Below are 14,541 nucleotides of genomic sequence, written 5' to 3'. Positions count from 1 at the left end.
TCTATCTCCACGCCTCGCCGTTCACTTCATGCCTGTTCCGGCGATGCCCGTGGTGATGTACTTCTGCAGGAACAGGAAGACGACGGTGACAGGCAGCAGGCTGAGGAACGTCATTGCCAGGATATAATGCCACTGCACCGAGAATTCTCCCTGGAATGCATTCAGGCCGACCTGCAGCGTGAAATTCTCGCGGCTGTTGAGGACGATGAGCGGCCAGAGGAAATCGTTCCAGCGCCAGAGCACGGAAAAGATCGCCAGCACCGCTAGCGCGGGCGCCGTCAGCGGCAGGATGATGCGCCAGAATATGCAGAATTCGCTCGCCGCATCGACGCGCGCCGCCTCTATCAGCTCATCGGGTATGGTCAGCATATATTGCCGCAGCAGGAAGACGGCGGTCGGAGAGGCGACCGTCGGCAGGATGACGCCCCAGAGGTTGTCGGCAAGCCCGACCCCGACGATGACGAGATAGGCCGGCACCATGACGACGGCGAGCGGGATCATCAGCGTCGAAATGATGATGACGAAGACAGTCGTATCGCCAGGAAATTTGTATTTCGACAGGGCGAAGGCCGCCATGGCGTTGACGATCAGCGTCAGAAGCGTTGCGACGAAGGTGACGAAGACTGAATTCTTGAGGAAGGTCAGGAAGTTGAAGCGCGTCAGCGGATCGGTGTAATTCTGCGTGGCAACCGTCAGCTTCTGCACCGGCGTCAGCCCCTTCACGTCGACGCTGACCGGTGGTCCCGGATTTGCCGGATCGACCATCTGGGCTTTGAGGCCGATGCGGCGGACCATGGCCATTTCACGTTGCTGGCCGTCGACTGTGACCTGCCAGAGGCTCAGCGGCTTGTCGAAGCCGGGCACGGTCTGTTCGACGGCGGCCCGGGGAAGCAGCGTCGGCGGAAACCGGGTGATCTCAGCCGCCGGCTTCAGCGAGGAGAGGCCCGCCCAGAGAACCGGAAGCAACACCACGAAGGTTCCGCCGATCAGCCAGACCCATGACAATATATCGGTTATATCGATGCGTCCGGCCCGGCGTGTGCGCGTGAAAAAGCTGATCGGGTTCATCTCAGGACTCCATTCGCTTGCCGATGCGCAGCTGTATGAGGGTGAGAACCAGAAGCACCAGCCCCATGAGAACCGATGCGGCGGAGGCCAGTCCGAAGAGGCGAAGATCGCTGCCGAATGCCATCTGGTAGATATATTGGACGATGAAGCTGTTGGCCGTGCCGGGGCCCCCGCCATTGGTCAGAACCCAGGCCTCGTCGAAGATCTGGACGGATTTGATCATCAGCAGAATGAACACGACCAAGAGGTTCGGAGCGAGCAACGGAAGCGTGATCCTGAAAAGTGTTCGGCGCGGCGAGGCGGCATCGATGGAGGCAGCCTCGTAGAGCTCCTTCGGGATAGCCTGGAGGCCGGCGAGGAGGATCAGGGTATAAAAACCCATGTGAAACCAGACCGACACCGCGACGACGAAGAAGCGCGACCAGCCGACCTCGAGCAGGAAGATCTCAGGGGGAACACCGATCATCTGGAAGAAGGCGTTCAGGAGCCCGTTGCGATCGAGGAACCATTTCCAGATGAGACCGATGACGACGGGAGACAGCAAGACGGGATAGAAGAACATCGCCCTGAAGAAGCCGCGCGCGACGATCGCCCGATTGAGGATCAGCGCCGTGATCAGCGCCACGAGCAATGTGGCGACGACATTGAAGGCCACGAACCAGAGCGTGTTCCACACGGCCGTCCAGAACAGCGATTCCTGACAGGTTCCCGGCTGCAGATAATTGCCGCAGGAAAGCAGCGTGCGGAAATTGTCCAGGCCGACGAAGGGACGCTCCGACACGAAAAGGTTTGTGCCACCGGTAAAGGCGTACCCGATCGCGATCGCGATCGGAAGGAACGTGAAGATAGCGAACAGAACGAGGTTCGGCGCCAGGAACAGCCATGGCATACGCTTGCGGCCGAAGATGCGCTCGATCACATTTATCGGGGCTTCGACCACTCTCATCGCCGTTTCCCCTGCCTGGGACAGCAATGCACCTGCCTTGAGCGCCGCCATGTTCAGCGCCTCCCCTGTCCGGGCCGCCGGGCAAAAGCCAGGCCGCTTTCGGGATCGAACAGATGAACCCGCCCCGGGGCGGCATCAATCAGGATGTGATCACCGGGCGCCGGCGCGAAATGGCCGGCCTCATGAATGATGATTTGCTCGTCCTGCCCTGCAAGGTTGCCGTAGACATAGGTCTCGGTCCCGAGGCCCTCGTGATACTGGACGATGAACGGCAGGCCCTGCTCGCTGGAACGTGAAAAATGCGCGGGCCGGATGCCGGCGAGAACGGCCTGTCCGACCGCAATGCCGGCGAGATCGACATCGCTAACGATGCTGCCGCCGTTGCCGACATCGATGACGACGCCGCTTTCGCTGACGCCTGATACCTTGCCCTTGATGATGTTCATGCGGGGCGAGCCGAGGAAGCCGGCGACGAAGAGATTGCGGGGGCTATCGAATAGGTCCAGCGGCGCGCCGACCTGCTCGACCCGGCCGGCGCGCAGCACGACGATCTTGTCGGCCATCGTCATCGCCTCGACCTGGTCATGCGTGACATAGATCATCGTCGTCTTGATCTCGCGGTGGAGCTTGGTGATCTCGGCGCGGGTCTGAACGCGCAAGGCGGCGTCGAGATTCGACAGCGGCTCGTCGAACAGGAAAATGTCCGGTTCGCGCACGATGGCCCGGCCGATCGCCACGCGCTGGCGCTGGCCACCCGAAAGCTGCTTCGGGCGCCGGTCCAGATAGGGTTCGATCGCCAGCATCCTGGCGGCTTCGGCAATCCGCGCCTCGATCTCGGCGCGCTTGAACTTCAGGTTCTCCAGGCCGAAAGCGAGGTTCTTGCGAACGCTCATATGCGGATAGAGCGCGTAGGACTGGAAGACCATCGCGATCTTGCGCTCGGCCGGCGAGAGCGCGCTGACGTCACGACTCCCGATCGCGATTGCGCCTGACGTCACCTCTTCGAGGCCGGCGATGACGCGCAGCAGGGTCGACTTGCCGCATCCCGACGGGCCGACGAAGACGACGAACTCGCCGTCCTTGATATCGAGTTCGACGTCATGCAGGACTTTGACCGAGCCATACGATTTGTTGACGTTGGAAAGTTTCAGTTCTGCCATGCCCCACTCCCATCAGGTGCCGCCGTTTCGAAGACGGCGTCGTTTTTGTTCCAGCCTTGCGGCAGCGGTGTCGGCCTTGTGATCCGCACCTCGTTCATCAAGATCCCGGTAACCCCCGCCACGTAGACGGCCGGCATTCCTCCCGGATAGTGCTGAAGACCGATTACCCGCCCGTCTGACCCGCGGGTCCAGGCATTGGCGCGGCCACCGCCATCGGCTTTCGGAGAAAGGTCCGCGTTTGTCGGACGCAGGTCGTAGGACCGCGCCGTGTCGAGTTGCCCGGGCTGCTGCTCTATGGCGATGCGCGTAAGCCGTGCGTTGCCGATGCCGGCCGAAGAGGTCGAGATGACCGTGATTGCCCCCTCCATCCGTCCGGTTATGTCCTCGACGATGAGATTTTCGATGGCGCCCGCCGTGCGTTCCGTGACACGGTCGACGACATTGACGGTCAGCGCCTCTCCCGAGCCCCAGAAACCATCGGGGGTCTCGCGGCACTCCACCGCAATTCTCGAAAACCTCACATTCGATATCCGGCCGCCGTCGCGGGAAAATATGCCGAGCGCCCTGTTGGAGGATGAGACGTTGCAATCCTCGAACACGACGTTGGTGACGTCGCCATGCGTTTCCGTGCCGATCTTCAGCGCACAGCTGAGGCTCTGAACGGAGCAGCGGCGGACAAGAATGTTTTCGCATCGTCCGATGGCGATACGATCGGGGCCGATGCTCGTCTTCAGACATATGCCGTCGTCGGCCGTCGATATCCGGCAGTCCTCGATCACGGCGCCACGGCAGGCATCCAGCACGATGCCGTCGGTGTTGGGAAGGCGGCGGTCGTTGTCGATGGTCACGTCCCTGACCGCAACATCGGTGCAGCGGACGAAGTGCAGCGTCCACATCGGCGAGCGGCAAATATGGACGGAGCTGATCTCGACCTCGTCGCAACCCTCAAAGACGACGACACGGGGACGAAATTCGGCCGGGATGAAGGTTCCCACCGTCTCGTCGTCTCCCACAATGAAGCTGTCGCAACCGGCTTCGATGCGCCCCGCCCCCGTCAGGCTGATCCGCCGTGCATCCTTGGCGACGATCATGCCGCGGTCCGATTTTTCGGCGATCACCGAAACACTCGTATGCGCATAGGCCTCGTAGTCCGGAACGGGTCGCAGGATCGCGCCGGCGGCCAGATGAAGGTCGACGCCGGATCTAAGCTGGAGCCCGCGGCAGACATGGATGCCGGCCTTGAGCTCCACGCGTCCGCCGCCCGAAGCCGACAGGCCGTCGATGGCCGCCTGCAGGCGGACTGTGTCGTCGCCCTCCGCCGGCTCGATCGCGACAGGAGACACGGGGCTCATTGGCGCTCGCCGTTCTCGAGAAAGACTTCCGTCAGGAGCAGCATGGTCAGCGCCTGGCCATAAGGCGTCGGCACGTTGGGGATGCGCCTGTAGAAATCGAGGTCATGGCCCATCGGCGTGCCGTCCGAGACGCCGTGGACGACACCTTCTTCGTCGATCTGCGCCAGCACCGCCGCAAGCGCGCGCTCCGCATAGGCCCTGTCGTCCTTGTCGAGAATGCCGGCATCGATGGCGCGCAATATGCCGTAGGCGATGCCGGCCGTGGCCGAGGTTTCCAGCGGCGAGGACGGATCGTCCAGAAGCGTCGTGAACATGCCGTCCGGACGCTGGTATGCTTTCAAGGAGCGCACCTGGCTGACGAGGACATTCGACAGAAAACGCCGGTCCTTCTCGCCGAGCGTCGGAACGAGATCGAAGAGCTCGGGGATGGCGACCGTGATCCAGGCATTGCCGCGCGCCCAGAAGGCATTGGCGAAATTGTGCCGCCCGTTGAAGGTCCAGCCGTGATACCAGAGGCCGCTGACCGGATCGGAGAGGTAGCGGGTGTGGATCACAAACTGATAGACGGCCTCGTCGATCCATTCGCTGCGCTCGCAGAGCACGCCGGCCCGGGCGAGAAACAGGCAGGCCATGAACAGCGTATCGTCCCACAATTCGCCGTCGTTGAGGCGCTCCTTGACGACGTGCTGAAAGCCGCCGTCCTCAGTCTTCGGCAGTTCCTTGACGAGCCATTCGGCCCAGTCCTCGACGAGAGCGCGAAAATCGGGACGGTCGACATGCTGGACGAGGATCGCAAGCGGCAGCATCGGCGCCGTGCTGTTGATCTGGCGCGGCGGCAGGCCGCGTTCGATCTGGCCGGCATACCAGGCGACGAGCTCCTGCAGCGCTTTCTGGTCATTGGTGGAAATGGCACGCCGCAGGAAGCCGTAAAGGCCGACGCCGACTTCCCAGTCCCATTCGTCGAACTGGATTCCGGAGGCGGAATTTCCCGTCACGAGACCTTCCTTGATGCCCCTGAGCCGGCTGAAAGCCGTCGCCACGCGATCAATCGTCGTCAGGAGGGCGGCGTTATCGACGGATGTTGTGTTCATGCTGGAGACCTATGTTTCAAGAGTAGAACGGCCCGTCAGTGCCGGCGCCGGAGGCTGCACTGTCGTGGGTGAGGATCGGGTGCGGCTGATCGTGGGTGAAGGGCCTCGCCTCGCCGCCGATCGAAAGACCGTCGACATAGGAGAGGTCGATCGCCGGGCCGCCGGGCGGCGTCAGGGAGAGACGCCGAAGCCCGGGATCGAAGGAAACTGTCGTCTGGCGCAGGCGTTCGATGAACGCCTTGAAGGCGTCACCATTGCCGCATCCGACGATACCAGCCCAACCGGAAAGCGGCCCGTAGGAGCGCGCCTCGCGGCCGGCGGTCGGGCCGTCGGTGATCAACTCGAGGCCGTTCGACGCCCAGAGGGCGGAAAATCCCCTGCCCGATCGCGCGATGAGCCACTTGTCTTCGGTAATAAGATCGTCCAGGCCGTCGCGGCCGGTGTAGGCGTGCGTCCATGCGTGCCGTGCGTCGCTTGTGTCCTCGATCAGCAGGGCGACGTCGCGATGCTGGGCAACGCGCGGCAGGATGCCGTTGCCGGCCCAATAGGACGGCCTTTGATTGCCCCAGGGATCGTCCTCACCGGGATGATTGACCCATAGCCTCGCCATCGGGTGGCCGGCCAGCCTGATGTCGAGGACATGCTGCTGGTGCCCCTTCTGGCCGGTCTTGTGATCGACGACCGTCGAAAGCTGCGCCGCCTCATTCTTGAACAGCACGAGTCTTCCGCTCTCGAGCCCCTGGCTGTAACGCGCCTCGATGCTTCTTGCCCGGGTGAGCGCCGCAAGCTCGGCCAGATCGGCGGGCGGCTCGTAACCGCCGGCGCAGAACATGGTCAATGCCGCGACACCGTTGTTCAGCCAGCCGGTTCCGAAGGCGACCTGGGCGAAGGGCGCAAGCTCGGTCAGCGGGCCGGCGCGCAGTTCTTTGTCGTAGGCGCGGCCCTGCGATCCGGCCGGAACGCCTGCGAGCGTATGAAGGGCGATCATCCGGAAGATGAGATCGATCTGGGCGCGGGCGCGGGCTGACATCGCCGTCTCGGCCCAGCGCTCCAGCGCCAGCAGACCGATGAAGTCGATCGGGTAATAGGCCGCTGAGTTCCACTCCGCCAACCCGTGGGCTTCGACGCTGTCGAACCAGCGCCCGAGCCGCTCGCCGGCGATTTCCGCTTGCTGCCGTCCCGTCCTGCCCGAGGCTGAAAACACTTCGTCGGGCAAAAGAAGTCCCGCCAGCAACTGGCTCGTGTGAAAGCAGAGCACATGGTTCTCGCTCCAGAACCACATCGCGTCGTTGCCCGGCTCGTCGACCCAGTAACGGTAGGAGCGAACGGAATGCCGAATGCGATCGACCACGGCGTCGGGCATCCGCTCGGCATAGGCGCCGAGCAGCCACAACAGCGGCACCATGATGAAATCCGAGCAATCCTCCCGCGCATCGATGGAGGCGAGCGTCGCCTCGATGATGCGGTCGAAGCTTTCCTGGTCGTGGTGACCGGTTTCCATCATGGCGATCAGGCGCCCGACGCGGTTGGCGCCGAAGCGGGCGCTGTATTCCAACGCCTGCCGCTTGCGGGCGGCAAGCGACGTCTCTGATGGCAACGGCGAAATGCTGCTCATGAAGCCGGCGTCGATAACGCGCGTGACCGAACCCGGGCCGCTGCCGATCGTCATATGCACGCCGTGATAACCGTCCGGAATGCCGCAGATATCGTCGGCCGTGAGGCTGCCCCGATGGGCCTTGAGCGTCAGTCGGGAATGCGCGAGAACGGGCCGCTCGTGACCATGGCCGACGACCTTGATCTCCACAGGCAGATCGCGTTCGGGCGCCGTGCCGAAGATGATCTCCAGCGGCTGGTTGACGAAGACGTCGCGGGCCGGACGCACGCCGCGCGCAAGGGCTTCCAGCTCGCGGACCTCATCCTGATCAAGCGATACAGGCAGCAGCACGCAGAGCGGCTCGCCGTCCAGCATCTCGAGCTCGAAGAACCACGTCGTGTCGCGCTCGGCGAGGTCTTCGGTATGGACGAGAATCTGGTTGTCGCCGGCTTTCAGCGGCAGGCTGATGTCGGTTGCGCTCTCGACGTTGCGCTTGAAGGGTTCGAAGCGCACTTCCTCCTGTCCGTTGACCCATATGCGAACGCCGCCGCAGGTCTTCAGCTTGAGATTGAGCGTTCGCGCGGTCTCCGTCCTGAACGTGCCCTTCAGCCATCGCCTGAGGTGCGTCGGCACGTGCCAGAAGCCGGTGAACTCGACGCGGCGGTTCGAGCCGGGAAGATTGAGGCTTTCGGCCGGCCAGGCGGTGTCGGGCAGCAGCGGCCGCCCCACCATGGTCGACCAGAAGGCCTTGCGGCAGGGCAGGTCGCCGACATCGACGAAACCGTTGATGAAACGATAGTTCACGCGGTCTTCGGCCGGCGCAGGCTCGCCGGGAAAATAGCTCGCGATGAGGCCGGAAACGGCCCATGCCGTGATCGTCTGGCCCTCGGCCACGCTGTAGGCTGGCGCCATATCGTCCCGCTGCTTGATGCATTCCGTTTTCACAGACCGCCTCCTCCGCAATCCTATGAAAATATTTTCATTAGGTCTTTGTGCGCGCTATTTTTGCAAATTGCCCAAAAACATCGCTATTGCCGCAGAAAATAGCTTGACGGAACGAATGTCAAGTATATGAAATTCATTTATCGATGGCTGACGCCGCGATTGATGAAAATGTTTTCATGGGAGGATGAAAATGAAAACCTATCTCTCAGGAGCCCTCGCACTGGCGCTGGCTACCGTTTCTTTCGCATGGGCCGGCGCGGCCATGGCGGAAACCAAGACGATCACCTTTCTGTTCACCGACGACGACCAGGCTTACGTCGAGCGGATGGAAGCGCTCAGCAAAGAATTCGAGACGGCGCATCCCGACGTCAAGGTCAATTTCGTCTCGTCGGGTTATGATGCGGTCGCCAAGCAGCTACCAGTACAGCTTGCCGTCGGCGAAGGCCCTGACATCGCCAAGATCACCGACTGGCAGCTTGCGCCTTATTACCTCGACATGCGTCCTTACATGAAGGACCCGGACGGTTTCGCCAAGCTGCACGGCGACAGTCTGAACACGCTTCGCTTCCCCGGCGTCAACGATCCGCAGTCGATCAACGGCTATATCGCCTCGCAGACCTTCAACCTGCCCTTCGTCAACAAGACGCTGTTCGAACAGGCCGGCGAACCGCTTCCCAAGCCTACCGCCACGTTGAAGGATATCGTTGAAGCCTCGGCGCGCGTCGCCAAGGCGACTGGCGCTCAGATCCCCTTCACGATGGACCGCTCGGGCCACCGCTTTTCCGGCGCGGCATTCTCCTACGGTTCGAACTACGTCAAGGACGGCAAGTTCTTCTTCCCCGACGATGCCGCCAAGCGTTATGTCACGGATCTCTACGGCTGGACGAAGGACGGCTCCTTCCCGAAGGAAATGTGGGGTGCTGCCGGCGGAACCCAGTACAAGAACATGGGTGACGAGTTCGTCAACGGCAACGTCGTGACCTATCTCGCCGGCAACTGGATGGTCAATCCGTTCCAGAAGAAGATCGGCGACGCCTTCGACTGGACGGCGATCAGCGCGCCGTGCGGCGATGCCGGCTGCTATGCGATGCCGGGCGGCACCGCGATCGTCGGCTTCAAGCGCACCAAGTCTCCGGAGGCCGTGGCCGCGTTCATCGAGTTCCTCGGCTCTGAAAAAGTCCAGCGTGAAATCGCTGAAAACTACGTCATCCTGACGGGCGCCGACATCAAGGACCCGCAATACAAGCTCGAGAGCAAGAATGCCAAGGAAGCGATGGCCGTCTTCCTCGGAAGCCGCAATAGCGTGCCGCAGGCAGCCCGGGACCTGGAACGTCTCAAAGGATCCTCCGCCATCTATCAGCTCATCGTCCAGAGGATGAGCCAGCTGATCGTCGGCGAGCTTTCCATCGACGAGACCTTCAAGGCAATGAGTGCCGACGTCGACAAGGTCAACGAGGCGCTCGCCGCCAAGTAACCGGTCACGCGTTGTCCCGCATAATGCGCGCATGCAGCAGCCACGGCCTCGCAACAGGGCCGTGGCTTTTTCTTTCCCCACGGACACTTCGACCAGTTTCGAATTGTCGATGGCAACGCCGGAGATCTACCGATGCGGATGCGCGGTCTATCGCGGGTCATCTGTGGCAAAGCCGTCATGGAGCCGCTGACGCGGCGTGCGGCTGAACGAATGCCGGCCTTCACACCCGATGGCGAAGGCATGGTGACACGCGGTTCGGGAGAGGCTATAGGCGTTGTCGGCCTTCGCCGGCTCGCAGGCGCCATGGTCAATTCACACATGCCGGCAACCCGGTTACATCAGGCGACTCAGCGACTGTCGACCGTATAGAGGTGCATTTCCATGCCGATGGGCTCCGAGCATCCGCTGCGAAGGGAACTTCACAACGAGCTCCACGCGCGGCCGTCGCTTTACTTCGATGGCGACACGGATGTGTGGCACGTCGCCATCGTCGGTGAGAATGCCGCTCCTCAGATACCGAATTCCCTGCCGGGACTGGAGGACGTCTCCACGACCCGCGAGGGCAACCACGGCATCGGCCGCATCGGTGACGGCCGGCTGAAGTGGGAGGCGCATACCGAGTTCCTCACCCTGACCTTCGTCGTGCCGGCGTCGGCCGAACCCGGCAGCAATCCGCCTGAAGCCTTTCAGGCCTGCTGCCGCCAGATCGACGGGAAGGTCATCGCGGCTGTCCGGGTGCTGGTGCGCGACGAGAAGGACGGGCAGCGTCCAGAAAAACCAAAGCTCGACTATGTCGCCTCTCAGGTCGGCGGCGGCGATGCGGAAGTGCATTCGAACTTCCGCCTGACCGACAGCGGTTTTGTCGAATTCCTGTTCTTCAACCGCAACCTCAATGCCTATCGCACCGGCCGCATGGTCAGGCGTTTCCTGGAAATCGAGACATACCGAATGATGGCGTTGCTGGCGTTGCCGATGGCGCGCGAGACGGTGTCGAAGCTTTCTGTCTTCGACCGGCGCCTCGACCTGCTGATCGCGCATATGCAGAGTGCGGTCAAGGTCGACAAAGCCCTGCTTTCCGAGGTCACCAAGCTCTCGTCGGATGTGCTCAACTTCTCAGCTCTCGCTCGCCACCGCTTCGGCGCGACGAAAGCCTATGCCGAGATCGTCGCAAGCAGAACATCGGAGCTTCGCGAGGTGCGCGTCGAGCAGCGCCAGAGGATCGGCACCTTCATCGACCGGCGGTTTCAACCAGCCGTCCGCTCGGTCGAAGCCGCCGAACGCCGCCTCGACGAACTGGCCGAACGTGTGAGCCTGGCCGGAGACCTTCTCAGGACGACCGTGCAGGTTCAGCTCGAAGATCAAAACGCGTCGCTACTGACCTCGATGGAAGAGAGGGCGCGCATCCAGGTGCATATCCAGCAGGCGGTCGAAGGCTTCTCCGTCATCGCCATCACCTACTACACCGTCGGGCTGGCGAAGATCTGCCTGGAAAGCATTTCCGAACTGGGCGTCGACCCGCACATGGCGAAGCTCGCCGTTCTCGGCGCCATCCCGCTCGTGCTCTTCGCCGTCTGGACGGCAGTTCGTCACGTTCGCAAGAGCATTGCCGGCGCACCGCACAGTCCGGCATCCGGGAGCCATTGACGCCACACCAGACATGCGCTCGCCGCCGCCCTTTCGGGCGGCGGCGTTTGCTCGATCGACAGAATGTCAGGATGCCAACGCGTAGTGCCGATGCTCCGATGCCCGGCCGCTGCTCGTCCTGAAGCGCCGCAGCAGCTCTGCAAGGCTTTCGGTTTCATGCGTCAGGCTCTGGGCGGCGGCCGTGGTCTCTTCGACCATCGCGGCGTTCTGCTGCGTCACCTTATCCATCTGGTCGCCGGCGGCCGAGACCTCGCGCAGGCTCGTCGCCTGCTCGCGGGCAGCAACGGCGATCTCGGCCACGGTCGCATTCATGGCGGTCACCTGCTCGACGATCTGTTCGAGCGAGAGGCCGGATTCGCCCACCAGTTGGACGCCGGTCTTGACCTGCGCCGAGGAGGTGGAGATCAGTTGCTTGATCTCCCTTGCCGCGTTGGCGGAGCGCTGGGCGAGCTCGCGGACTTCCTGGGCGACGACCGCAAAGCCCTTGCCTGCTTCGCCGGCGCGCGCCGCTTCCACGCCGGCATTCAGCGCCAGCAGGTTGGTCTGGAAGGCGATCTCATCGATGACGCTGATGATGTTGCCGATCTTGGACGACGAATTTTGAATTTCCGTCATCGCATCGATGGCGCGGGCAACGATCTCGCCGCCCTTTTCGGCATTGGTGCGGGCGGTTGCCACGACGCCCTGGGCGCGGCTTGCGCCCTCAGCCGTTCCATTGACGCCGCGGGTCACCTCACCCAGCGCCGCGACGGTTTCTTCAAGCGAGGCGGCCTGCTGCTCGGTGCGGCGAGCGAGATCGTTGGACGCGGTGGAGATTTCCGCAAGGCCGGACCGGATGGTGGCGACCGCGCGAATGACGGAGTCGACCGCCTCTTCGAGGCTCGCGACCGAATTGTTGAAATGATCCCGGATCCTGACATAGCGATGGTCGACTTCGCCGACGCGGACGGTGAGATCGCCCTTCGACAGCGCGTCCAGCCCCACCGAAATCTGGCGGAAGGCATGTTCCATCACCTGCGCGTCGCTGAGCCGCTCGGCCTCCTGGCGCAGCCGCTCTTCTTCGGCCGCCAGACGGGCGCGTTCGGCATTGGCTTCCGCGATCAGCTTGGCGCGCCCCGTTTCCTGGAAAACCTTCAGCGAACGCGCCATGGCCCCCAGTTCGTGGCGGTGCTCGACGCCCGTTATCACGATTCTTTCCTCGCCACGGGCAAGCTGCTCCATGGACTGGGCCATGTTGCGCACCGCCGAGGAAATCAGCCGGCCGACGAAATAGGAAAGCACGAGGCCGATGACGATCAAGAGACCGCTGATGAGCAGCGTCGCGCTGGTCGCGGAGGCAACCGTTGCGTCGACCGAACCGTCGAGGTTCTTCTGCGCGCCGGTCACCGCCGCCTGCAGATCCCTGAACTCGCCTGATATCTTCGGCGCCAGCACATTCAGCTGCGTCTGGCGGATATTGCCGGAAGCCTGCAGCACCTCCTTCATGTCGCCGAGACGGGCGGTGTAATTCTGCATCAGCTGGCCGGCGCCCATCAGGCGCTTCTTCTGCAGCTCGTTCTTTGCTGCCTTGGCGGCGGCGTCGTTGAGCGCCACCGCTTCGGCGAGTGCTGCCTGCGCCGTGTCATAGGCGGCAAAATCGTTGGAATGCACGAAGCGTTCGGAGAAGTAGAGGCTGCGGTTCAGGGCCTCCAAAGTCGCCGCCGTCATCTGCAGCAGGGCCACGTCGTTCTGGCGCCAGGCGCTGCGCACGACGTCGTTGAGCGCGATGCTGGTCCAGGGGCCGAATTCGGTGACCTTGGAGATCAGCATGTCGCGCCGGGCCTGAAGGGAAACGATCTGTTCGAAAGCCTTGCCATAGGCGGTGATCTCCTGACGGATCGCCGCAAGGCCGGACTGCAGGTCCTTGTTGCCGGCAAAACGCGGGTCGTCCGCCTCGAAGGCCTTCACGCCGGCGCGAAAGCTGTCGACCACAGCCTGAGTCGGCGTCGAGCGGAAGGCTTCCGCCGACATCTGGATCTCGTTGAGTTGGTCGCTGTAGTCCGAGATGGCGAGACTTTGGCCGGCCGTGGCGCGATAAGACGCAAAGATCGAGGCGAGCCCGTTCATGCCGGAGATCGCGCTGACCGTGAGCAGGCTCATCAACAGGATCAGCGGCACGAAGCCAGAGGTGATCTGCGCGCGAATGCCGAATTTATTCCAGAAATGCAACATCATAGTCCTCTTATGCTCACTGGCTCTTCGGCAGATAGGTGGCAATGTTCTCAGGTGTGACGAGTTCGAAGGGAACGTTATTTTCGCGCGGCACCTTCTCTTTGCGGATCAACTTCATGGCGGCGTCGACAGCGGCAGCACCCTGTCCGACGGCGCTCTGGAGAATGGTCACGTCGAGATCGCCGGCTACCATCGCGGCGAGCGCGTCGTCGGTCGCGTCGACGCCGGCGACGACGACGTCCTTCATCGGCATGCCGGCCTTCTTCATGGCCCGGATCGCGCCGAGCGCCATCTCGTCATTATTGGCGATGACTGCATCGAACTTGACGCCGGCCGACAGCCATTCCTGCATCTGCTGGTCGGCATAATCGCTCGACCAATAGGCCGCCTGCCGCTCGACGATCTGAAGGCCCTTGCAATCCGGGGTGGCGATGACGTCTGATATATCCTGGGTGCGGGCACGGGCGGCGGCGTGGAAGGGTTCGCCCATCAGCACGACGACGCGGCCTTTGCCTTTAAGGAGCGCGCAGACCTGCTTGGTCTCCAGCGTTCCGGATTCCTTCTCGTTGGAGGCGACCACCACCTGATTGTCCGGCAGGTCCAGCAGGTTGGAAGGAACGTTGTTGATGTACACCAGCGGAATGCCGGCATCTGCCGCCATCTTGGTCATTTGCGGCCCGAGGTCGCCATCGGAGACGGCAAGAATGATCGCGTCGACCTTGTCGGCAATGAGCTTCTGCACCTGCTGCTTCTGGAGCTCCTTGTCGCCATTGGCATTTTCGGTGACGAGCTTGAGGCCGGATATCGTCTGCCCATGCGAGACGACGCCGTTCTGAAGCGCCGTTCTGAATTTGTCGAGACCGGACATCGAAACCCCGATCGTCTCGGCATGGGCAGCAGAGATCGATATCGCCAAGGCGATGGATGCAAGCGTGGCGGTTTTCATGAATTCCCCTGCACAATTCGGATATGAATGCGTTATTTCAAATTTTGGTTAAATTTTACTTTTCTTCCGTAAGCAAAAGTTAAGCGCGAGGATATGATCTTGCGGCGGCA

10 protein-coding genes are annotated in these 14,541 nt (G+C 62.4%); 2 read left to right on the top strand and 8 right to left on the bottom strand.

The genetic code is table 11. From position 1 onward, the window contains the following. Positions 1–21 precede the first annotated feature (21 nt). From J3P73_RS27435 to J3P73_RS27410, 6 genes are read right to left on the bottom strand one after another with little or no spacing between them, the layout of a single operon-like run. Positions 22–1,068 (bottom strand): carbohydrate ABC transporter permease, encoded by a 1,047-nt coding sequence (locus J3P73_RS27435; protein ID WP_024319665.1) that lies wholly within the window; start codon positions 1,066–1,068, stop codon positions 22–24. Position 1,069: 1 nt separating this feature from the next. Further along, positions 1,070–2,065 (bottom strand): carbohydrate ABC transporter permease, encoded by a 996-nt coding sequence (locus J3P73_RS27430; RefSeq protein ID WP_018072996.1) that lies wholly within the window; start codon positions 2,063–2,065, stop codon positions 1,070–1,072. Between the two features lie 2 nt (positions 2,066–2,067). Further along, a complete protein-coding gene (locus tag J3P73_RS27425) occupies positions 2,068–3,174 on the bottom strand; it encodes an ABC transporter ATP-binding protein (RefSeq protein ID WP_130687425.1) in 1,107 nt (368 codons plus the stop codon). Then, positions 3,162–4,526 (bottom strand): polygalacturonase PglB, encoded by a 1,365-nt coding sequence (pglB, locus tag J3P73_RS27420; protein ID WP_130687426.1) that lies wholly within the window; start codon positions 4,524–4,526, stop codon positions 3,162–3,164. Before pglB ends, J3P73_RS27425 begins: the two co-directional genes overlap by 13 nt. Beyond that, positions 4,523–5,617: a beta-galactosidase BglB gene (bglB, locus tag J3P73_RS27415; protein ID WP_017991433.1), complete on the bottom strand. Its 1,095-nt coding sequence runs from the start codon at positions 5,615–5,617 to the stop codon at positions 4,523–4,525. The genes pglB and bglB overlap by 4 nt, the downstream gene beginning before the upstream one ends. Before the next feature lie 16 nt (positions 5,618–5,633). After that, the gene (locus J3P73_RS27410) at positions 5,634–8,156 is read right to left on the bottom strand and encodes a hypothetical protein (protein WP_207580023.1); all 2,523 of its coding nucleotides are present in this window, start codon (positions 8,154–8,156) and stop codon (positions 5,634–5,636) included. A gap of 190 nt (positions 8,157–8,346) precedes the next feature. Here J3P73_RS27410 and J3P73_RS27405 point away from each other — a divergent pair, with 190 nt between their 5' ends. Together J3P73_RS27405 and J3P73_RS27400 are read left to right on the top strand one after the other, a co-directional pair. Next, a complete protein-coding gene (locus J3P73_RS27405; RefSeq protein WP_026170974.1) occupies positions 8,347–9,630 on the top strand; it encodes an ABC transporter substrate-binding protein in 1,284 nt (427 codons plus the stop codon). A gap of 381 nt (positions 9,631–10,011) precedes the next feature. Continuing rightward, entirely contained in the window at positions 10,012–11,274 is a 1,263-nt protein-coding gene (locus tag J3P73_RS27400; RefSeq protein WP_024319658.1) for a DUF3422 domain-containing protein, read from the top strand. A gap of 66 nt (positions 11,275–11,340) precedes the next feature. Here J3P73_RS27400 and J3P73_RS27395 read toward each other — a convergent pair whose 3' ends face one another. Together J3P73_RS27395 and J3P73_RS27390 are read right to left on the bottom strand one after the other, a co-directional pair. After that, entirely contained in the window at positions 11,341–13,485 is a 2,145-nt protein-coding gene (locus J3P73_RS27395; protein ID WP_024319657.1) for a methyl-accepting chemotaxis protein, read from the bottom strand. 16 nt (positions 13,486–13,501) lie between these two features. Further along, positions 13,502–14,431, bottom strand: a complete 930-nt coding sequence (locus tag J3P73_RS27390) for a substrate-binding domain-containing protein (protein ID WP_024319656.1) — start codon at positions 14,429–14,431, stop codon at positions 13,502–13,504. Positions 14,432–14,541 lie beyond the last annotated feature (110 nt).

Origin of the sequence: Rhizobium ruizarguesonis, assembly GCF_017357285.1 — a bacterium.
Lineage (GTDB): Bacteria > Pseudomonadota > Alphaproteobacteria > Rhizobiales > Rhizobiaceae > Rhizobium > Rhizobium ruizarguesonis.
This window is presented reverse-complemented; position numbering and strand designations above follow the sequence as displayed.